The organism is Streptomyces sp. NPDC101234 (assembly GCF_044767525.1).
GTDB lineage: Bacteria > Actinomycetota > Actinomycetes > Streptomycetales > Streptomycetaceae > Streptomyces > Streptomyces sasae.
Window position 1 is genome coordinate 251,724 of sequence record NZ_JBIWOA010000014.1, and the last position, 20,196, is coordinate 271,919.

Annotated in this window: 16 protein-coding genes and 1 tRNA gene; 14 read left to right on the plus strand and 3 right to left on the minus strand. The window is 67.8% G+C overall.

The annotated features are described in order from the left end of the window. Window positions 1–146 precede the first annotated feature (146 nt). Together ACIRR9_RS26350 and ACIRR9_RS26355 are read left to right on the plus strand one after the other, a co-directional pair. Entirely contained in the window at window positions 147–764 is a 618-nt protein-coding gene (locus tag ACIRR9_RS26350) for a TetR/AcrR family transcriptional regulator (RefSeq protein WP_403756292.1), read from the plus strand. Window positions 765–788: 24 nt separating this feature from the next. Then, the gene (locus tag ACIRR9_RS26355; protein WP_403756295.1) at window positions 789–1,454 is read left to right on the plus strand and encodes a hypothetical protein; all 666 of its coding nucleotides are present in this window, start codon (window positions 789–791) and stop codon (window positions 1,452–1,454) included. A 46-nt stretch (window positions 1,455–1,500) separates the two neighbouring features. On the opposite strand, the gene ACIRR9_RS26360 is transcribed toward ACIRR9_RS26355, so the two are convergent. Both ACIRR9_RS26360 and ACIRR9_RS26365 read right to left on the minus strand, forming a co-directional pair. Beyond that, window positions 1,501–2,541, minus strand: coding sequence for an adenosine deaminase (locus ACIRR9_RS26360; RefSeq protein WP_403756297.1), 1,041 nt, complete (start codon window positions 2,539–2,541; stop codon window positions 1,501–1,503). Window positions 2,542–2,703: 162 nt separating this feature from the next. After that, window positions 2,704–3,930, minus strand: coding sequence for a pyridoxal phosphate-dependent aminotransferase (locus ACIRR9_RS26365; RefSeq protein ID WP_403756300.1), 1,227 nt, complete (start codon window positions 3,928–3,930; stop codon window positions 2,704–2,706). Between the two features lie 261 nt (window positions 3,931–4,191). On the opposite strand from ACIRR9_RS26365, the gene ACIRR9_RS26370 reads away from it, so the two are divergent. From ACIRR9_RS26370 to ACIRR9_RS26415, 10 genes are all read left to right on the plus strand, one after another. Further along, window positions 4,192–4,264 (plus strand) — tRNA-Trp (locus ACIRR9_RS26370). 112 nt (window positions 4,265–4,376) lie between these two features. Beyond that, window positions 4,377–4,661 (plus strand): preprotein translocase subunit SecE, encoded by a 285-nt coding sequence (gene secE / locus ACIRR9_RS26375; RefSeq protein ID WP_123974847.1) that lies wholly within the window; start codon window positions 4,377–4,379, stop codon window positions 4,659–4,661. Between the two features lie 80 nt (window positions 4,662–4,741). Next, window positions 4,742–5,611, plus strand: a complete 870-nt coding sequence (gene nusG / locus ACIRR9_RS26380) for a transcription termination/antitermination protein NusG (protein WP_403756303.1) — start codon at window positions 4,742–4,744, stop codon at window positions 5,609–5,611. 157 nt (window positions 5,612–5,768) lie between these two features. Continuing rightward, window positions 5,769–6,203, plus strand: coding sequence for a 50S ribosomal protein L11 (gene rplK, locus ACIRR9_RS26385; RefSeq protein WP_055631380.1), 435 nt, complete (start codon window positions 5,769–5,771; stop codon window positions 6,201–6,203). Window positions 6,204–6,285: 82 nt separating this feature from the next. Continuing rightward, window positions 6,286–7,011 carry a 50S ribosomal protein L1 gene (rplA, locus tag ACIRR9_RS26390; RefSeq protein WP_365341538.1) on the plus strand — a complete coding sequence of 242 codons (726 nt, stop codon included), beginning with the start codon at window positions 6,286–6,288 and terminating at the stop codon, window positions 7,009–7,011. Between the two features lie 287 nt (window positions 7,012–7,298). Continuing rightward, on the plus strand, window positions 7,299–8,153 hold the full coding sequence (locus tag ACIRR9_RS26395; protein WP_403756307.1) for a hypothetical protein: 855 nt from the start codon (window positions 7,299–7,301) through the stop codon (window positions 8,151–8,153). A 295-nt stretch (window positions 8,154–8,448) separates the two neighbouring features. Next, the gene (gene rplJ / locus ACIRR9_RS26400; RefSeq protein WP_365341534.1) at window positions 8,449–8,979 is read left to right on the plus strand and encodes a 50S ribosomal protein L10; all 531 of its coding nucleotides are present in this window, start codon (window positions 8,449–8,451) and stop codon (window positions 8,977–8,979) included. Window positions 8,980–9,100: 121 nt separating this feature from the next. Further along, window positions 9,101–9,484, plus strand: coding sequence for a 50S ribosomal protein L7/L12 (gene rplL, locus ACIRR9_RS26405; protein ID WP_403756379.1), 384 nt, complete (start codon window positions 9,101–9,103; stop codon window positions 9,482–9,484). Between the two features lie 555 nt (window positions 9,485–10,039). Beyond that, window positions 10,040–13,525, plus strand: coding sequence for a DNA-directed RNA polymerase subunit beta (rpoB, locus tag ACIRR9_RS26410; protein ID WP_365341532.1), 3,486 nt, complete (start codon window positions 10,040–10,042; stop codon window positions 13,523–13,525). A 97-nt stretch (window positions 13,526–13,622) separates the two neighbouring features. Next, window positions 13,623–17,522, plus strand: a complete 3,900-nt coding sequence (locus ACIRR9_RS26415) for a DNA-directed RNA polymerase subunit beta' (RefSeq protein ID WP_365341530.1) — start codon at window positions 13,623–13,625, stop codon at window positions 17,520–17,522. A gap of 174 nt (window positions 17,523–17,696) precedes the next feature. On the opposite strand, the gene ACIRR9_RS26420 is transcribed toward ACIRR9_RS26415, so the two are convergent. Further along, a complete protein-coding gene (locus ACIRR9_RS26420) occupies window positions 17,697–18,938 on the minus strand; it encodes a hypothetical protein (RefSeq protein ID WP_403756311.1) in 1,242 nt (413 codons plus the stop codon). Window positions 18,939–19,331: 393 nt separating this feature from the next. Between ACIRR9_RS26420 and rpsL the strand changes: the two genes are divergently transcribed. Then, window positions 19,332–19,703, plus strand: a complete 372-nt coding sequence (rpsL, locus tag ACIRR9_RS26425; protein ID WP_003948652.1) for a 30S ribosomal protein S12 — start codon at window positions 19,332–19,334, stop codon at window positions 19,701–19,703. Between the two features lie 2 nt (window positions 19,704–19,705). Then, entirely contained in the window at window positions 19,706–20,176 is a 471-nt protein-coding gene (gene rpsG, locus ACIRR9_RS26430) for a 30S ribosomal protein S7 (protein ID WP_005481264.1), read from the plus strand. The last annotated feature ends 20 nt before the right edge of the window (window positions 20,177–20,196 follow it).

Below are 20,196 nucleotides of genomic sequence, written 5' to 3' on the forward strand. Positions count from 1 at the left end.
CTCCCGAGTACTCAAGCGTCAGATGGTGGGTGAGTATTCACTCACCTGTTGTCGTTCTCTAGAGTGGGTAAGTACTCACCCACCCGTCAAGCCTCTTCGGGACATCCGTCGCACCCGCTGGAAAGGGCATGTGATCCTTGGGCGTCATGCAGCAGAAACCGGCCCGCGTCCGCATCCTCGACGCCGCTCACGAGCTGATGCTCACCGTGGGGCTCGCCCGTGCCACCACCAAGGAGATCGCCCGGGCGGCCGGCTGCTCCGAGGCAGCCCTCTACAAGTACTTCCCCAGCAAGGAAGAGCTGTTCGTGCACGTGCTCACCGAGCGGCTGCCGCGCCTCCTCCCGCTGCTCGGCGAACTCACCGTCGAACCCGGCCGGGGCACCCTGCAGGACAACCTCACCCGGATCGCCCGTCAGGCCGCCCTGTTCTACGAGGAGAGCTTCCCGATCGCCGCGTCCCTGTACGCCGAACAGCAGCTCAAGCGGAAGCTCGACGACAGACTGCGCACCATCGGCGCGGGACCGCATGTGCCGATGCGGGCCCTCGACGCCTACCTGTGCGCCGAGAAGGCGATCGGCCGGATCCGACCCGACGCCGACACCACCGCGGCCGCCACCCTGCTGCTCGGCGCCTGCGTCCAGCGCGTCTTCGCCTACGAGGCCACCGTGACCGGCGCGCGCCCGCCGGTGGACGAGTTCGCCGCCCGGCTCGCCCGCACCCTGCTGGGCGGAATCTCCGTTGCCGAGGACCCCGCCCAGCCGTGACCCTGATGCCATGAGGCATCCCGTATGCGGCTGAGACTGCGCGAGTTCCGGACCCGCACCGGCCCCCACGAACACCGGACGGTCCAGCCCTGGCAGCCGCTGCGCCACACCTCACTGCGCGCACCCGCGCCGATCGGCATGCTCACGGGCGACCACGACGGGCTCAACCGGCTCGCCGGACTGCTCTCCTTCGCCGCGCACTCACCGCACACGATCGTCCATGTGCCGCTGCGGGAGGCAGTGCCGCCGGACGAGGGGCAGGGCCCCCTCGTCGACCTCGTCCTGGTCCATCACGCGTTCGGGCTGCGCGCCGCCCAGTGGCCCGAGCTGCGCCACCGGCTGCGGCAGGGCACCCCGCTCACGGTGCGCACCGACGAGGCGCGCACCGCGCGGGACGCGGCCACCTGGCGCGCCCGGCAGGGACACGCCGACCGCCGGGACGACCTGCGGCACACCACCCACGCCGGCACGCTCTTCCTCTTCGGCGACCGGTACGTCTTCGCAGAGGCCGCCATGTCCCTCGCCTACGCGGCCGGCTGGGGACCGCGCCAGAAGGGCGTGACCGAGGGACGCCCGGCACTCGTGTCGGGGCTGTGGGGGCTGCGGCAGCCGCCGGGCGGCGGGCACCCCGTCGAGGTGCTGGTCTGCTTCAAGGCGTACCCGCCGTACGCCCACTTCCGAAGACCCTGACGACTCTGAGGATCGTGACGGCTTCGACGAACCAAGAAGACCCCGGTCAGGACGCCGGGGCGGTGAGCCAGTCGTCGACGCCCGCCAGGAGTTTCGCCTTCATGTCCTCAGGGGCCGCCGAACCCCGTACCGACTGCCGGGCCAGCTCCGCCAGCTCGGCGTCCGTGAAACCGTGGTGCACGCGCGCGATGTCGTACTGGGCGGCCAGCCGGGAACCGAACAGAAGCGGGTCGTCGGCGCCCAGGGCCATCGGGACCCCCGCCTCGAAGAGCGTGCGCAGCGGGACGTCCTCGGGCTTCTCGTAGACGCCCAGGGCCACATTGGACGCCGGACACACCTCGCAGGTGATGCCCCGGTCCGCCAGCCGCTTGAGCAGCCTCGGATCCTCCGCCGCCCGCACCCCGTGCCCGATCCGCGAGGCGTGCAGATCGTCCAGACAGTCCCGCACCGACGCCGGACCCGTCAGCTCACCGCCGTGCGGAGCCGCCAGCAGACCGCCCTCGCGCGCGATGTGGAACGCCCGGTCGAAGTCCCGGGCCATGCCCCGCCGCTCGTCGTTCGACAGCCCGAAGCCGACCACGCCCCGGTCCGCGTACCGGACGGCCAGCCGCGCGAGCGTACGCGCGTCCAGGGGGTGCTTCATACGGTTCGCGGCCACCAGGACGCGCATACCGAGGCCGGTCTCCCGGGACGTCGTCTCCACCGCGTCCAGGATGATCTCCAGAGCGGGGATCAGACCGCCGAGGCGCGGGGCGTACGACGTCGGATCCACCTGGATCTCCAGCCACGCCGAGCCGTCCCTGACGTCCTCCTCGGCGGCCTCCCGCACCAGCCGCCGGATGTCCTCCGGCTCTCTCAGGCAGGAGCGCGCGGCGTCGTACAGCCGCTGGAAGCGGAACCAGCCCCGTTCGTCGGTGGCCCGTAGTCTCGGCGGCTCCCCGCTGGTCAGCGCTTCGGTCAGCGCCTCGGGGAGGCGTACGCCGTACTTGTCGGCCAGCTCCAGAACGGTTCCCGGCCGCATCGAACCGGTGAAGTGCAGATGCAGATGAGCCTTCGGCAGCTCAGAGACATCACGTACGTGCTCCATTCCAGGATCCTGCCGCACGTACCTGTCGTACCGGTAGCGGATTCCCCTTTAGTGGCCTTGCTCGCACTGGTGAGCAGGTACGCGAAACGGGCCGCCTCCCCGGAGGGAGACGGCCCGCACGCGCGCGTGGAGCGCGAAAACGCCGAAGACGTCAGGAAGGCGTCAGTCCTTGGCCTCGGCCAGCAGCTTCTGCAGCCGGCTCACGCCCTCGACGAGGTCCTCGTCACCGAGCGCGTACGAAAGGCGCAGGTAGCCGGGCGTGCCGAAGGCCTCGCCGGGTACGACCGCGACCTCGGCCTCCTCCAGGATCAGCTCGGCCAGCTCCACCGAGGAGGCCGGGCGCTTGCCGCGGATCTCCTTGCCGAGCAGCGCCTTGACCGACGGGTACGCGTAGAAGGCGCCCTCGGGCTCCGGGCACAGGACGCCGTCGATCTCGTTGAGCATCCGGACGATCGTCTGGCGGCGCCGGTCGAAGGCCTCGCGCATCTTCGCCACGGCGGACAGGTCGCCGGAGACGGCGGCCAGGGCGGCGACCTGCGCCACGTTGGAGACGTTCGACGTGGCGTGCGACTGGAGGTTGGTGGCCGCCTTGACGACGTCCTTCGGGCCGATGAGCCAGCCCACCCGCCAGCCGGTCATGGCGTACGTCTTGGCGACGCCGTTGACGACGATGCACTTGTCGCGCAGCTCGGGCAGGATCGCCGGCAGCGAGGTGAACTTCGCGTCGCCGTAGACCAGGTGCTCGTAGATCTCGTCCGTGAGGACCCACAGGCCGTGCTCGACGGCCCAGCGGCCGATCGCCTCGGTGTCGGCCTCGCTGTAGACCGCGCCGGTCGGGTTGGACGGGGAGACGAAGAGCACGACCTTCGTCTTCTCGGTGCGCGCGGCCTCCAGCTGCTCGACGGAGACGCGGTAGCCGGTGGTCTCGTCGGCGACGACCTCGACCGGGACACCGCCGGCGAGGCGGATCGACTCCGGGTACGTCGTCCAGTACGGGGCGGGCACGATGACCTCGTCGCCCGGGTCGAGGATCGCGGCGAAGGCCTCGTAGATGGCCTGCTTGCCGCCGTTGGTGACGAGAACCTGGGAGGCGTCGACCTCGTAGCCGGAGTCGCGCAGCGTCTTCGCGGCGATCGCGGCCTTCAGCTCGGGCAGACCGCCGGCCGGGGTGTAGCGGTGGTACTTCGGGTTCTTGCAGGCCTCGATGGCGGCCTCGACGATGTAGTCCGGAGTCGGGAAGTCGGGCTCACCGGCGCCGAAGCCGATCACCGGGCGCCCGGCGGCCTTCAGGGCCTTGGCCTTGGCGTCGACGGCGAGGGTGGCGGACTCGGAGATCGCGCCGACTCGGGCGGAGACCCGGCGCTCGGTGGGAGGGGTTGCAGCGCTCATGGGGCCCATCGTTCCAGACCGGAAACCTGCCCGGCACGCCGGTTTCACAGACTGAACAACTACGGGCCGAACCATGAACAAGCGTGCGGATCCGGCCCGCGGCCAGGACGATCTTCCGTACGGCCGCCCCGGACTGCCACTTTCTGTTCGACGCGGCGCCGCGGACCACGTACACTCTCACCTCGTTGGCCACCGACAGCCGTGCCTGAGCGGGTGCACACCGAGCACCCGGCCGGATGCGGTACGTTGGGGGACACACAAAGGGTCGTAGCTCAATTGGTAGAGCACCGGTCTCCAAAACCGGCGGTTGGGGGTTCAAGTCCCTCCGGCCCTGCTACACACACCGCCAGGATGTGTGCGCATGTACGTACATACAAGCATTGCACCGCCGTGCGGCTCTGGAACCGGGCGCGGCACGGCCATGACCCGGGATCAGGTGAGGATGAATGACGGACGCCGTGGGCTCCATCGACACGCCTGACGCCGACGAGGTGCCCGAGTCCCAGAAGAAGGCCCGCAAGGGTGGCAAGCGTGCCAAGAAGGGCCCGCTGAAGCGCCTCGGTACCTTCTACCGCCAGATCATCGCGGAGCTCCGCAAGGTCGTCTGGCCGACTCGCAACCAGCTGACGTCGTACACCACCGTGGTGATCTTCTTCGTCACCATCATGATCGCCCTGGTGACCGTGATTGACTATGGACTCAACCACGCCGCCAAGTACGTCTTCGGCTGAGCACAGAGCGAAGGGCGCCGTGGTAGCGGCGCCCGTTTTCGCATGTTCCACCCCTCTGTATCCAGGAAGAAGCAGCCATCGTGTCTGACCCGAACCTGAACGACGCCGTCGAGCCCGAAGAGGCCGTCGCAGACGAGCTGGACATCGTCGAGGGCGCGGACGAGCAGGACGAGTTCGAGGCTGCCGAGGCCGAACTGGGGGAGCCGGCCGAGGAGACCGCGGTCCACGTCGAGGACGAGGACGAAGAAGCGGAAGAGGCCGACGAGGACGAGGACGTCGAGGAAGAAACCCTCGAGGACGAGGCCGCCGAGGAAGAAGAGCCCGCCGAGCCGGTCGACCCCGTCCAGGCCCTGCGCGAGGAGCTGCGCCTGCTCCCCGGCGAGTGGTACGTCATCCACACCTACGCCGGCTACGAGAACCGCGTGAAGACCAACCTGGAGCAGCGCGCCGTCTCGCTGAACGTCGAGGACTACATCTTCCAGGCCGAGGTGCCGCAGGAAGAGGTCGTCCAGATCAAGAACGGCGACCGCAAGACCATCAAGCAGAACAAGCTGCCCGGCTATGTGCTCGTCCGTATGGACCTGACGAACGAGTCGTGGGGTGTCGTCCGCAACACGCCCGGCGTCACCGGCTTCGTCGGCAACGCGTACGACCCGTACCCGCTGACCCTCGACGAGATCGTCAAGATGCTCGCGCCCGAGGCCGAGGAGAAGGCGGCGCGCGAGGCGGCGGAGGCCGAGGGCAAGCCCGCGCCGCAGCGCAAGGTCGAGGTCCAGGTCCTGGACTTCGAGGTGGGCGACTCGGTCACCGTCACGGACGGTCCGTTCGCCACGCTGCAGGCCACGATCAACGAGATCAACCCGGACTCCAAGAAGGTCAAGGGTCTGGTGGAGATCTTCGGTCGTGAGACGCCGGTGGAGCTGTCGTTCGACCAGATCCAGAAGAACTAGTTCCTTCTGGACGTACCGCTTCCGAGCAGGTCAGGCGAGCGCCTGACCTGCTCGGTTTTTGGCCGCGCATCCATACCCGTTATCGTTGTGCGGTATGCCTGCGTCCAGGAGAGAAACCTGACGCGGGCAGGACCCGATGGAAAGGACCCGGAGAGCTATGCCTCCCAAGAAGAAGAAGGTCACGGGGCTCATCAAGCTCCAGATCAACGCCGGTGCGGCGAACCCGGCCCCGCCGGTCGGCCCCGCGCTCGGTCAGCACGGCGTCAACATCATGGAGTTCTGCAAGGCCTACAACGCCGCGACCGAGTCGCAGCGTGGCTGGGTCATCCCGGTGGAGATCACGGTCTACGAGGACCGCTCCTTCACCTTCGTCACCAAGACCCCGCCGGCCGCGAAGATGATCCTCAAGGCCGCTGGTGTCGAGAAGGGCTCCGGCGAGCCGCACAAGACCAAGGTCGCCAAGATCACCGAGGCGCAGGTCCGCGAGATCGCCACGACGAAGCTCCCCGACCTGAACGCCAACGACCTGGACGCCGCGGCGAAGATCATCGCCGGCACCGCCCGCTCCATGGGCATCACGGTCGAGGGCTGACCCCCACTTTCGTAGCACCACCGTGGTAGGGCCTGCTCGGTCCGTACACCACGACTCCTTTCAAGAACACACAGGAGCAGTTGTGAGCAAGCGCAGCAAGGCTCTCCGCGCTGCGGACGCCAAGGTCGACCGGGAGAAGCTGTACGCCCCGCTCGAGGCCGTCCGTCTCGCCAAGGAGACCTCCACGACCAAGTTCGACGGCACCGTCGAGGTCGCCTTCCGCCTGGGTGTCGACCCGCGCAAGGCCGACCAGATGGTCCGTGGCACCGTGAACCTCCCGCACGGCACCGGTAAGACCGCCCGGGTCCTGGTCTTCGCGACCGGTGACCGTGCCGAGGCCGCGCGTGCCGCGGGCGCCGACATCGTCGGCGCCGACGAGCTGATCGACGAGGTGGCGAAGGGCCGTCTGGACTTCGACGCCGTCGTCGCCACCCCGGACCTCATGGGCAAGGTCGGCCGCCTCGGCCGCGTCCTCGGCCCCCGTGGTCTGATGCCGAACCCGAAGACCGGCACCGTCACCCCGGACACCGCCAAGGCTGTGACCGAGATCAAGGGCGGCAAGATCGAGTTCCGCGTCGACAAGCACTCGAACCTGCACTTCATCATCGGCAAGACGTCCTTCGAGGACGACAAGCTGGTGGAGAACTACGGCGCCGCGCTGGAGGAGATCCTCCGTCTGAAGCCGTCCGCCGCCAAGGGCCGCTACATCAAGAAGGCCGCCATCAGCACCACGATGGGCCCCGGTATCCCGGTCGACTCGAACCGCACCCGCAACCTCCTCACCGAGGAGGACCCGGCCGCCGTCTGAGCCCCGCGCTCGGTCCGGTAGCCGCGTCAGGGACGCGTCAGCCAGCAGGACGGGCCCCGCAATCCGACAGGATTGCGGGGCCCGTCCCGTTTCCCGGCTCCGTGCGGCATCTCCCGTCCCCCCGTACGACGCGGCCCTGCCCCCGTCGACACGGACCCGCTCTCGCTGCGACGCGGCCTCGCTCTCGTGCGACGTACGTCATCGTCCCGCCCTCCCCGACTTCCCGCGCGGTGCCGGTGGCCTGGGTTAGCGTCGGAGGTGCGGGACTCGTATGGGGGTGGGGCGGGATGACGAGCAGGGGTGTGCGCCGGGTGGCCCTGGCGATCGCGGCGGCGACCGCGCTGACAGGAGTGGCCGCCTGCACCGCCCCGGCAGCCTCGGACGCCGGGAAGAGCACCCCCCACCAGACCCGCTCCCTGGCCGCCCTGCGCTCCGCCGAGCGGTCCACCCACCGGGCCCGGTCGGCCCGGGTCCGCTCCATCACCACCCTGGGCTCCCTGATGTCCACGAAGGCCGAGGGCGCCCTCGGCTGGAGGCACGGCCTCACCGGCACGCTCACCATCACCTACACCGGCGGCACCACCGCCGACCTGATGCGCCGGCTCGACTCCACGTCCCTGGAGACCCGCTACCTCCGGGACGCCTACTACGCCAGGGTCGGCCCCGCCTTCGCCCGGCAACTGGGCGGCAAGCACTGGATCAAGTACCCGTACGACTACCTCGACACCCTCGGCGGCGGCTCTGGCGCGATGATGACGGACCTGATGCGCAACACCACCCCCAACCAGTCGGTACGGCTGCTGCTGGCCTCCGAGGACGTACGCAGGGTCGGCGAGGAGAAGGTCTCCGGCGAGCCCACCACCCACTACTCGGGCACGGTGCACGTCTCCGACCTGGTCGGCGACAGCACACTGCAGAAGCAGCTCAGCCAGGCCGGCGTCAGCACGGAGACCGTCGACATCTGGGTCGACGGCAAGAACCTGCTGGTCAAGAAGACCGAGAAGGCCGACACCGCGAACGGCGCGATGAACCAGACCGCGTACTACAGCGACTACGGCGTGAAGGTCAGCGCGGAGCGGCCCCCGGCCGGTGACACCCAGGACTTCGGGACGCTGCTGAAGAAGCGGGGTGCGGCGGGCTGACCCCGTGAGAGCGGTCGTACCGAGCCGATTTGCTTGACAGTGCACCGGTCCCGTACTCTCCTCGAGAAGCCAAAGACCGCTGGTCGTTGCCGCTTACTCGCAAGAGTGTGCGGTGGCCGAAGGATCCGCTGAACCGCGGACGACCCGCGCAGGTGACTGTGGAAGTGCTCCTGGAACACACGCTTCACGTGTGTGTGCCCGGTCGAGCTACGCCCCGTGCGCCTGCGCCGGGGCGTTTCGTTTTCCTCAGCCCCTTCTGAGCGGTCCTCATCACCCGGAAGGAGGCCGACGCTCTATGGCAAGGCCCGACAAGGCTGCCGCGGTAGCCGAGCTGACGGAGCAGTTCCGCAGCTCGAACGCCGCCGTGCTGACCGAGTACCGGGGTCTCACCGTGGCGCAGCTCAAGACGCTGCGCCGCTCGCTCGGTGAGAACGCCCAGTACGCCGTGGTGAAGAACACGCTGACCAAGATTGCGGCCAACGAGGCCGGGATCTCGACGCTCGACGACCTGTTCAACGGTCCGACGGCGGTCGCCTTCATCACCGGTGACCCGGTGACGTCGGCGAAGGGTCTTCGTGACTTCGCCAAGGACAACCCGAACCTCGTCATCAAGGGCGGTGTCCTTGACGGCAAGGCGCTGTCCGCCGACGAGATCAAGAAGCTTGCGGACCTCGAGTCCCGCGAGGTTCTGCTCGCCAAGCTGGCGGGCGCCCTGAAGGGCAAGCAGACGCAGGCTGCTCAGGTCTTCCAGGCGCTCCCCTCGAAGTTCGTCCGCACCGCGGAGGCGCTTCGTGTCAAGCAGGCCGAGCAGGGCGGTGCCGAGTAACTCGGCTCGCGAAATGACCGCCGCCTGAGGCAGCCCGCCGAAGGCAACGGTCGTAGCGGGCCGAACGTACGCCCGCCAGACATGTACATACGGCACCAGCCGAATTAGTGGAAGGAAAGCCATCATGGCTCTCACCCAGGACGAACTGCTCGCCGAGTTCGAGACGATGACCCTGATCCAGCTCTCCGAGTTCGTGAAGGCGTTCGAGGAGAAGTTCGACGTCACCGCCGCCGCCGCGGTTGCCGTCGCGGGCCCGGCCGGTCCGGCCGCCCCGGCCGAGGCCGCTGAGGAGCAGGACGAGTTCGACGTCATCCTCACCGGTGCCGGCGACAAGAAGATCCAGGTCATCAAGGTCGTGCGCGAGCTCACCTCGCTCGGCCTGAAGGAGGCCAAGGACCTCGTGGACGGCGCCCCGAAGCCCGTCCTCGAGAAGGTCGCCAAGGAGGCCGCCGAGAAGGCTGCCGAGTCCCTCAAGGGCGCCGGCGCCTCCGTCGAGGTCAAGTAACACCTCCGAGGTCCTACAGACCTCTGTGTGCTGAAACACCCCCTCGGGGGCTGTAACGCGCAGACCGCGAAGAGCGATCATCCATCCGGGTGGTCGCTCTTCGGCGTTCCCGGGAGGCCGACCACGGTTGCCTTGCACCCGTGACGGCGGGGGGTATGGTGATCTTCGTCGTGTCCCTGGCGCACCGGGTCAGCGCAGGGGGGCCTTGACGAACCGCACGCAGCGCGCAATTCTCAGGACGCGTCGCCAGAACGGTCCGAATCCGAGGCATGGATCGGCGACGAAGAGGGCAGTATCAACGTGCGTTGAGGGCAGGCATGACGCAGGCGTTGACGATGAAGAGGGTCTCAGAAAATGGAGACTGGACATCAGTGTGCCAAGTGGCTACACTGACCCTTTGCGCTGCCTGTTAGCCTTCCCCTGCCCGTCACCAGGGGTCTGCCCTCACCCGAACGCCGACGACCGAACCTCCTCTGAACTGGGGTTTCTGTCTCTGTGTCCCGGGAAGGGACCGGGGAGCGCGTAGTGAGTCCGAGCCCTCGGAAGGACCCCCTCTTGGCCGCCTCGCGCACTGCCTCGAACGCGAATATGAACAACGGCGCCAGCACCGCCCCGCTGCGCATCTCTTTTGCAAAGATCAAGGAGCCTCTCGAGGTTCCCAACCTGCTCGCGCTGCAGACCGAGAGCTTCGACTGGCTGCTCGGCAACACCGCCTGGCAGAGTCGGGTCGAGGAGGCTCTGGAGTCAGGTCAGGACGTCCCCACCAAGTCCGGTCTGGAGGAGATCTTCGAGGAGATCTCCCCGATCGAGGACTTCTCCGGGTCGATGTCGCTGACGTTCCGCGACCACCGCTTCGAGCCGCCGAAGAACAGCATCGACGAGTGCAAGGAGCGCGACTTCACGTACGCCGCCCCGCTCTTCGTCACGGCCGAGTTCACCAACAACGAGACCGGCGAGATCAAGTCCCAGACGGTCTTCATGGGCGACTTCCCGCTCATGACGCACAAGGGCACCTTCGTCATCAACGGCACCGAGCGTGTCGTGGTGTCGCAGCTGGTCCGCTCGCCCGGTGTCTACTTCGACTCCTCCATCGACAAGACGTCCGACAAGGACATCTTCTCCGCCAAGATCATCCCGTCCCGGGGTGCCTGGCTGGAGATGGAGATCGACAAGCGCGACATGGTCGGCGTCCGTATCGACCGCAAGCGCAAGCAGTCCGTGACCGTCCTCCTGAAGGCGCTCGGCTGGACCACCGAGCAGATCCTCGAGGAGTTCGGCGAGTACGAGTCCATGCGCGCCACCCTGGAGAAGGACCACACCCAGGGCCAGGACGACGCGCTGCTCGACATCTACCGCAAGCTGCGTCCGGGCGAGCCCCCCACGCGTGAGGCCGCGCAGACGCTGCTCGAGAACCTGTACTTCAACCCGAAGCGTTACGACCTCGCCAAGGTCGGCCGCTACAAGGTCAACAAGAAGCTGGGTGCGGAGGCTCCGCTGGACGCGGGCGTCCTGACCGTCGAGGACGTCATCTCGACGATCAAGTACCTGGTGAAGCTGCACGCCGGCGAGACCGAGACGGTCGGTGACAGCGGTACGAACATCGTCGTCGAGACCGACGACATCGACCACTTCGGCAACCGTCGTCTGCGCAGCGTCGGCGAGCTCATCCAGAACCAGGTCCGTACCGGTCTGGCCCGTATGGAGCGCGTCGTCCGGGAGCGCATGACGACCCAGGACGTCGAGGCGATCACGCCGCAGACCCTGATCAACATCCGGCCGGTCGTCGCCTCCATCAAGGAGTTCTTCGGCACCAGCCAGCTGTCCCAGTTCATGGACCAGAACAACCCGCTGTCGGGTCTCACCCACAAGCGCCGTCTGTCGGCTCTTGGCCCGGGTGGTCTCTCCCGTGAGCGGGCCGGCTTCGAGGTCCGTGACGTGCACCCGTCGCACTACGGCCGTATGTGCCCGATCGAGACCCCCGAAGGCCCGAACATCGGTCTGATCGGCTCGCTCGCCTCCTACGGTCGCGTCAACGCGTTCGGTTTCGTCGAGACCCCGTACCGCAAGGTCGTCGACGGCCAGGTCACCGACGAGGTGGACTACCTGACCGCGGACGAGGAGGACCGCTTCGTCATCGCGCAGGCCAACGCCGGCCTCAACGACGACATGCGCTTCTCCGAGGCCCGCGTGCTGGTCCGCCGCCGTGGCGGCGAGGTCGACTACGTCGCCGGTGACGACGTGGACTACATGGACGTCTCGCCGCGCCAGATGGTGTCGGTCGCGACGGCCATGATCCCGTTCCTCGAGCACGACGACGCCAACCGTGCCCTCATGGGCGCGAACATGATGCGTCAGGCCGTGCCGCTGATCAAGTCCGAGGCCCCGCTCGTCGGCACCGGCATGGAGTACCGCTCCGCCGTCGACGCCGGCGACGTGGTCAAGGCCGAGAAGGACGGTGTGGTCCAGGAGGTCTCCGCGGACTACATCACCACCGCCAACGACGACGGCACGTACATCACGTACCGCCTGGCCAAGTTCTCCCGGTCCAACCAGGGCACCTCGGTCAACCAGAAAGTCATCGTCGACGAGGGCGACCGCATCATCACCGGCCAGGTGCTGGCCGACGGTCCGGCCACCCAGAACGGCGAGATGGCCCTCGGCAAGAACCTGCTCGTGGCGTTCATGCCGTGGGAGGGTCACAACTACGAGGACGCGATCATCCTGTCGCAGCGCCTCGTGCAGGACGACGTCCTCTCCTCGATCCACATCGAGGAGCACGAGGTCGACGCCCGTGACACCAAGCTCGGCCCCGAGGAGATCACCCGGGACATCCCGAACGTCTCCGAGGAGGTCCTCGCCGACCTCGACGAGCGCGGCATCATCCGGATCGGTGCCGAGGTCGTCGCCGGTGACATCCTCGTCGGCAAGGTCACGCCCAAGGGCGAGACCGAGCTGACCCCCGAGGAGCGCCTGCTGCGCGCGATCTTCGGCGAGAAGGCCCGTGAGGTCCGTGACACCTCGCTGAAGGTGCCGCACGGCGAGATCGGCAAGATCATCGGTGTGCGCGTCTTCGACCGCGAGGAGGGCGACGAGCTTCCCCCGGGCGTGAACCAGCTGGTGCGCGTCTACGTCGCACAGAAGCGCAAGATCACCGACGGTGACAAGCTCGCCGGCCGTCACGGCAACAAGGGTGTCATCTCGAAGATCCTGCCCATCGAGGACATGCCGTTCCTCGAGGACGGAACTCCGGTCGACATCATCCTCAACCCGCTCGGTGTGCCGTCCCGAATGAACCCGGGACAGGTCCTGGAGATCCACCTCGGCTGGCTCGCCAGCCGCGGCTGGGACGTCTCCGGCCTCGGCGAGGAGTGGGCGCAGCGCCTCCAGGCGATCGGCGCCGACCAGGTCGACCCGGGCACGAACGTCGCGACCCCCGTCTTCGACGGTGCGCGCGAGGACGAGCTCGCGGGTCTGCTCCAGCACACCATCCCGAACCGCGACGGCGAGCGCATGGTGCTCCCGACCGGCAAGGCGCGGCTGTTCGACGGCCGTAGCGGTGAGCCGTTCCCGGACCCGATCTCGGTCGGCTACATGTACATCCTCAAGCTCCACCACCTGGTCGACGACAAGCTGCACGCCCGTTCGACCGGCCCGTACTCGATGATCACCCAGCAGCCGCTGGGTGGTAAGGCCCAGTTCGGTGGCCAGCGATTCGGTGAGATGGAGGTGTGGGCGCTGGAGGCTTACGGCGCCGCGTACGCCCTCCAGGAGCTGCTGACGATCAAGTCCGACGACGTCACCGGCCGCGTGAAGGTCTACGAGGCCATCGTCAAGGGCGAGAACATCCCCGAGCCCGGCATCCCCGAGTCCTTCAAGGTCCTCATCAAGGAGATGCAGTCGCTCTGCCTGAACGTGGAGGTGCTGTCCAGCGACGGTATGTCCATCGAGATGCGTGACACCGACGAGGACGTCTTCCGCGCTGCGGAGGAGCTCGGCATCGACCTGTCCCGGCGCGAGCCGAGCAGCGTCGAAGAGGTCTGACGGGAGTCCGGCGGGCCCTGAGCGATCAGGGCCCCGCCGACCCCCAGGCCCCCGTTTCAGACCACAGACTTACAACCCTGAGAGGGATTGACGCATAGTGCTCGACGTCAACTTCTTCGACGAGCTCCGGATCGGCCTGGCCACCGCGGACGACATCCGTCAGTGGAGCCACGGCGAGGTCAAGAAGCCCGAGACGATCAACTACCGCACCCTCAAGCCGGAAAAGGACGGGCTCTTCTGCGAGAAGATCTTCGGCCCCACCCGGGACTGGGAGTGCTACTGCGGCAAGTACAAGCGCGTCCGCTTCAAGGGCATCATCTGTGAGCGCTGCGGCGTCGAGGTGACCCGCGCCAAGGTGCGCCGTGAGCGGATGGGCCACATCGAGCTGGCCGCGCCCGTCACGCACATCTGGTACTTCAAGGGTGTCCCGAGCCGGCTGGGCTACCTGCTCGACCTGGCTCCCAAGGACCTCGAGAAGGTCATCTACTTCGCGGCGTACATGATCACGTTCGTCGACGAGGAGCGCCGTACCCGCGACCTGCCCTCCCTGGAGGCGCATGTCTCCGTGGAGCGCCAGCAGGTCGAGAACCGCCGGGACGCCGACCTGGAGGCCCGCGCCAAGAAGCTGGAAGGCGACCTGGCCGAGCTGGAGGCCGAGGGTGCCAAGGCCGACGTGCGCCGCAAGGTGCGCGAAGGCGCCGAGCGTGAGATGAAGCAGCTGCGCGACCGTTCGCAGCGCGAGATCGACCGCCTCGACGAGGTGTGGACCCGCTTCAAGAACCTCAAGGTCCAGGACCTGGAGGGCGACGAGCTCCTCTACCGCGAGCTGCGTGACCGCTTCGGCACGTACTTCGACGGTTCGATGGGTGCCGCGGCGCTGCAGAAGCGCCTGGAGTCCTTCGACCTCGACGAGGAGGCCGAGAAGCTCCGCGAGATCATCCGCACCGGCAAGGGCCAGAAGAAGACCCGTGCGCTCAAGCGCCTGAAGGTCGTCTCCGCGTTCCTGCAGACCAGCAACAGCCCCAAGGGCATGGTGCTGGACTGCGTGCCGGTCATCCCGCCGGACCTCCGCCCGATGGTGCAGCTGGACGGTGGCCGCTTCGCGACCTCCGACCTGAACGACCTGTACCGCCGTGTGATCAACCGCAACAACCGCCTGAAGCGCCTTCTCGACCTCGGTGCGCCCGAGATCATCGTGAACAACGAGAAGCGCATGCTCCAGGAGGCCGTCGACGCCCTGTTCGACAACGGTCGTCGTGGTCGCCCGGTCACCGGTCCCGGCAACCGTCCGCTGAAGTCCCTCAGCGACATGCTGAAGGGCAAGCAGGGTCGATTCCGTCAGAACCTGCTCGGCAAGCGTGTGGACTACTCCGCGCGTTCCGTGATCGTCGTCGGTCCACAGCTCAAGCTGCACCAGTGCGGTCTGCCCAAGGCGATGGCGCTGGAGCTCTTCAAGCCGTTCGTGATGAAGCGGCTCGTGGACCTCAACCACGCGCAGAACATCAAGAGCGCCAAGCGCATGGTGGAGCGCGGCCGCACCGTCGTGTACGACGTCCTCGAAGAGGTCATCGCCGAGCACCCGGTGCTGCTGAACCGTGCGCCCACCCTGCACCGCCTCGGCATCCAGGCCTTCGAGCCGCAGCTGGTCGAGGGCAAGGCCATCCAGATCCACCCGCTCGTCTGCACCGCGTTCAACGCGGACTTCGACGGTGACCAGATGGCCGTGCACCTGCCGCTGTCCGCGGAGGCGCAGGCCGAGGCCCGCATCCTGATGCTGTCCTCGAACAACATCCTCAAGCCCGCCGACGGCCGTCCGGTGACGATGCCGACCCAGGACATGGTCCTCGGTCTGTTCTTCCTCACCACCGACGGCGAACTCCGTGACACCAAGGGCGAGGGCCGTGCGTTCGGCTCCACGGCCGAGGCGACCATGGCGTTCGACGCCGGCGAGCTCGCGCTGCAGTCCGCGGTCGACATCCGCTTCCCGGTGGGCACCATCCCGCCGCGCGGCTGGACCCCGCCGGCCGTCGAGGAGGGCGAGCCGGAGTACCAGACCGGTGACACCTTCCGGCTGCGCACCACCCTGGGCCGCGCGCTCTTCAACGAGCTGCTGCCCGAGGACTACCCGTTCGTCGACTACTCGGTGGGCAAGAAGCAGCTCGGCGAGATCGTCAACGACCTGGCGGAGCGCTACCCCAAGGTCATCGTGGCGGCGACGCTCGACAACCTGAAGGCGGCCGGCTTCTACTGGGGCACCCGCTCCGGTGTCACCGTGGCCATCTCCGACGTCGTCGTCCCCGAGGCGAAGAAGGCCATCGTCGCGGGCTACGAGGCCCAGGACGAGAAGGTCCAGAAGCAGTACGAGCGCGGTCTGATCACCAAGGAAGAGCGCACGCAGGAGCTCATCGCGATCTGGACCAAGGCGACCAACGAGGTCGCCGAGGCGATGAACGCGAACTTCCCCAAGACGAACCCCATCTTCATGATGGTTGACTCGGGTGCCCGAGGAAACATGATGCAGATGCGGCAGATCGCCGGTATGCGTGGTCTGGTGTCGAACGCGAAGAACGAGACCATCCCGCGTCCGATCAAGGCGTCCTTCCGTGAGGGCCTGTCCGTGCTGGAGTACTTCATCTCCACGCACGGTGCCCGTAAGGGTCTGGCCGACACCGCCCTGCGTACCGCCGACTCGGGTTACCTGACCCGTCGTCTGGTGGACGTCTCGCAGGACGTCATCATCCGCGAGGAGGACTGCGGCACCGAGCGCGGCCTCAAGCTGCACATCGCGGAGGTCGGCGCGGACGGCGTGCTGCGCAAGGCGGAGAACGTCGAGACCAGCGTGTACGCCCGTGCGCTGGCCGAGGACATCGTCGTCGACGGCGTGGTGCTGGCCCCGGCCAACACCGACCTCGGTGACGTCCTCATCGACGAACTGGTCGCGCGTGGCGTCTCCGAGGTCAAGACCCGCTCGGTCCTGACCTGTGAGTCCGCCGTCGGTACCTGCGCCATGTGCTACGGCCGCTCGCTGGCCACCGGCAAGCTGGTCGACATCGGTGAGGCGGTCGGCATCATCGCCGCCCAGTCCATCGGTGAGCCCGGTACCCAGCTGACGATGCGTACCTTCCACACCGGTGGTGTGGCCGGTGACGACATCACCCAGGGTCTGCCGCGTGTCGTCGAGCTCTTCGAGGCCCGTACCCCGAAGGGTGTCGCCCCGATCTCCGAGGCGGACGGCCGTGTCCGCATCGAGGAGACCGAGAAGACCAAGAAGATCGTCATCACGCCGGACGACGGCAGCGACGAGACGGCGTTCCCGATCTCGAAGCGTGCCCGGCTCCTGGTCAGCGAGGGCGAGCACGTCTCGGTGGGCCAGAAGCTCACCGTGGGTGCCACCAACCCGCACGACGTGCTGCGCATCCTGGGCCAGCGTGCCGTCCAGGTCCACCTGGTCGGCGAGGTCCAGAAGGTCTACAACTCGCAGGGTGTGTCGATCCACGACAAGCACATCGAGATCATCATCCGGCAGATGCTGCGCCGTGTGACGATCATCGAGTCCGGCGACGCCGAGCTGCTGCCCGGCGAGCTGGTCGAGCGCTCGAAGTTCGAGACCGAGAACCGTCGTGTGGTCCAGGAGGGCGGTCACCCGGCCTCCGGTCGTCCGCAGCTCATGGGTATCACCAAGGCCTCGCTGGCCACGGAGTCCTGGCTGTCGGCGGCGTCCTTCCAGGAGACGACGCGAGTCCTCACCGACGCGGCGATCAACGCCAAGTCCGACTCGCTCATCGGCCTCAAGGAGAACGTCATCATCGGTAAGCTCATCCCGGCCGGTACGGGTCTGTCCCGCTACCGCAACATCCGGGTCGAGCCGACCGAGGAGGCGAAGGCCGCGATGTACTCGGCCGTCGGCTACGACGACATCGACTACTCGCCGTTCGGCACGGGCTCCGGCCAGGCCGTTCCGCTGGAGGACTACGACTACGGTCCGTACAACCAGTAGTAGTTGGTTCTGAAGGGCGGTCCCCCGTTTCGTACGGGGGACCGCCCTTCGGCGTTTCAGCGGCTTGTACGACCGCGGGGAGGGCGCGCTCGACGAGGTGGGCCCTGCAACCCTGTAAGGCGCTCAGGGGTGCCGTGTGGGACCTTGGCGGCCCCGTCCCGGGCCGCGATCCGGTCACGGAATCCCCAACTCGAAGATCACATAGTGCGCGTACCACCCGGAAGCCACCGCCGCCGTCGAGAAGAACACCAGCAGGCTCGGCCACTTCAGGCGGCTCATCGCGGCCGCCGGGGCCAGCAGCAGGGGGAAGACGGGGAGCAGATAGCGCGGGGCGTTGCCGAACATCTGCTGGGTGCCCAGGACCGTCGCGATCGAGGCGAGGGTGTAGGCCGCCAGCACCAGCGGCGGCCGTTTGCGCAGCAGCAGCGTGACGAGGAAAGGCAGTGCCACCACCAGCTGCACGGCGATCAGGTCCGGCACCGAGTAGGCGAAGAGGTAGTCGCCGTGCCCCACCGCCACGTTCCGCAGCACGTCCAGGGTGTACGCGCCGAAGTCGAAGTAGTGGGCCCAGGCGTCCCGCTGCAGCGCGAAGTAGGCGCCGGGGCCGCCCATCGACCAGCCGATGTAGGTGAGCAGGCCGAGGGGTGCCGCGACCGCCGCGTACAGCGGGGCGGCGACGCCCTGTTCGCGGCGGCCGTCGCGTCGTAGCAGGGTCACCAGCGCCGCCAGGCCCACCGCGCCGATCAGTACGGCCGAGGTGGGGCGGCTGAGGCCGGACAGGAACGCGAGCAGGCCTGCCGTCACCCAGCGGCGCTTCATCACCGCGTGGCAGGTCCAGGCCGCGATCGCCACGAACAGGGACTCGGTGTAGACGGCCCACTCGACGCCGGCGGCCGGGGCCACGGCCCAGAGGCCGGCGGCGATGGTGCCGGCCCGGGTCCCCGCGAGCAGCGAGATCACCGCGCAGATGCCGGCGGCCGCGATGAAGGAGCAGACGACCGAGACGAGGATCGCGGAGCCGTGGAGGCCGATGCCGGTGAGCTCGGAGACCACCCGGATCAGGCCCGGATACAACGGGAAGAACGCCACCGAGTTCTGCTCGGCGCTGAACTGGCTCCCGGGGGCGAGGGGCCGGAGCGGCCCGGGGTGGTAGCCCTTCTGCGCGACCTGGAGGTACCACCAGCCGTCCCAGGTGGACAGGACGTCCCACCAGTGGGCGCCACCGCCGAAGCGGGGGTCTTTGCGCCGGTAGTCGCCGGCGTACGTCAGCAGCCAGGCGAAGACGAGGAGGCCGGTGAGCTTGGCGGCGCCGTAGAGGGCGAGAGGCGGGAGCCAGGGGCGGACGGCCGGGGGGAGGCGGAGGCGGCGGGGCGGTGTTCCGGTGGTCGGTGCGGTGTCGCTCCGAGCTGCGCTCATGCGTGTGATGCCCCCTGAGGAACGCCGTGGGAAGTGCCGTGTGCGACCGTAGGGCGGTCTCGGCACTCCGTACTCGCTCCTGTCGCGTGTCGTTCGCCTTCGTGGTATATGCGAAGCCGTCCGTAAAACCCCAGCTCACGTCCCCCGCAACCGGTCACCCTTCTTTTGTTTTGACCGGAGTGATTGCGCTGGGTACGCTCAGACCTTGTGCCTGGGGTGTGCCCTGACCCTCGTGCGTGCCTTGAAACCGCACCTGAGTGACGAAGTGGCCACCGTGATCCGCGCCCCCTTCTGCCTTCCGGCAGGAGTCCGCGGAATCCGACACACCCGACCGCGTGGGTCGGCGACGTTCCAGGTTAGCTTCACCATCGGCACACAGAAACCGGAGAAGTAGTGCCTACGATCCAGCAGCTGGTCCGCAAGGGCCGGCAGGACAAGGTCGAGAAGAACAAGACCCCCGCACTCGAGGGCTCCCCTCAGCGCCGGGGCGTCTGCACGCGTGTGTTCACGACCACCCCGAAGAAGCCGAACTCGGCCCTGCGTAAGGTCGCGCGTGTGCGTCTGACCAGCGGGATCGAGGTCACCGCCTACATTCCGGGTGAGGGACACAACCTGCAGGAGCACTCCATCGTGCTCGTGCGCGGCGGCCGTGTGAAGGACCTGCCCGGTGTTCGCTACAAGATCATCCGCGGCTCGCTCGACACCCAGGGTGTCAAGAACCGCAAGCAGGCCCGCAGCCGCTACGGCGCCAAGAAGGAGAAGTAAGAATGCCTCGTAAGGGCCCCGCCCCGAAGCGCCCGGTCATCATCGACCCGGTCTACGGTTCTCCTCTTGTCACCTCCCTGATCAACAAGGTGCTGCTGAACGGCAAGCGCTCCACCGCCGAGCGCATCGTGTACGGCGCCATGGAGGGCCTGCGCGAGAAGACCAGCAACGACCCGGTCATCACGCTGAAGCGCGCGCTGGAGAACATCAAGCCGACCCTCGAGGTCAAGTCCCGCCGTGTCGGTGGTGCGACGTACCAGGTTCCGATCGAGGTCAAGCCCGGTCGTGCCAACACCCTCGCGCTGCGCTGGCTCGTCGGCTACTCCCGCGCCCGTCGCGAGAAGACCATGACCGAGCGTCTGCTCAACGAGCTTCTCGACGCTTCGAACGGCCTCGGTGCGGCCGTCAAGAAGCGCGAGGACACGCACAAGATGGCCGAGTCCAACAAGGCCTTCGCGCACTACCGCTGGTAGTCGCTACCCCCATCGAGACC

Excerpts from the sequence above, each read along its gene's own strand:
- ACIRR9_RS26365 (WP_403756300.1), bottom strand. The coding sequence starts at position 3,930 with ATGAGCGCTGCAACCCCTCCCACCGAGCGCCGGGTCTCCGCCCGAGTC.
- ACIRR9_RS26395 (WP_403756307.1), top strand. The coding sequence starts at position 7,299 with ATGACGAGCAGGGGTGTGCGCCGGGTGGCCCTGGCGATCGCGGCGGCG.
- ACIRR9_RS26355 (WP_403756295.1), top strand. The coding sequence starts at position 789 with ATGCGGCTGAGACTGCGCGAGTTCCGGACCCGCACCGGCCCCCACGAA.
- rpsG (WP_005481264.1), top strand. The coding sequence starts at position 19,706 with ATGCCTCGTAAGGGCCCCGCCCCGAAGCGCCCGGTCATCATCGACCCG.
- rplK (WP_055631380.1), top strand. The coding sequence starts at position 5,769 with ATGCCTCCCAAGAAGAAGAAGGTCACGGGGCTCATCAAGCTCCAGATC.
- rplJ (WP_365341534.1), top strand. The coding sequence starts at position 8,449 with ATGGCAAGGCCCGACAAGGCTGCCGCGGTAGCCGAGCTGACGGAGCAG.
- ACIRR9_RS26420 (WP_403756311.1), bottom strand. The coding sequence starts at position 18,938 with ATGAGCGCAGCTCGGAGCGACACCGCACCGACCACCGGAACACCGCCC.
- secE (WP_123974847.1), top strand. The coding sequence starts at position 4,377 with ATGACGGACGCCGTGGGCTCCATCGACACGCCTGACGCCGACGAGGTG.
- ACIRR9_RS26360 (WP_403756297.1), bottom strand. The coding sequence starts at position 2,541 with ATGGAGCACGTACGTGATGTCTCTGAGCTGCCGAAGGCTCATCTGCAT.
- ACIRR9_RS26350 (WP_403756292.1), top strand. The coding sequence starts at position 147 with ATGCAGCAGAAACCGGCCCGCGTCCGCATCCTCGACGCCGCTCACGAG.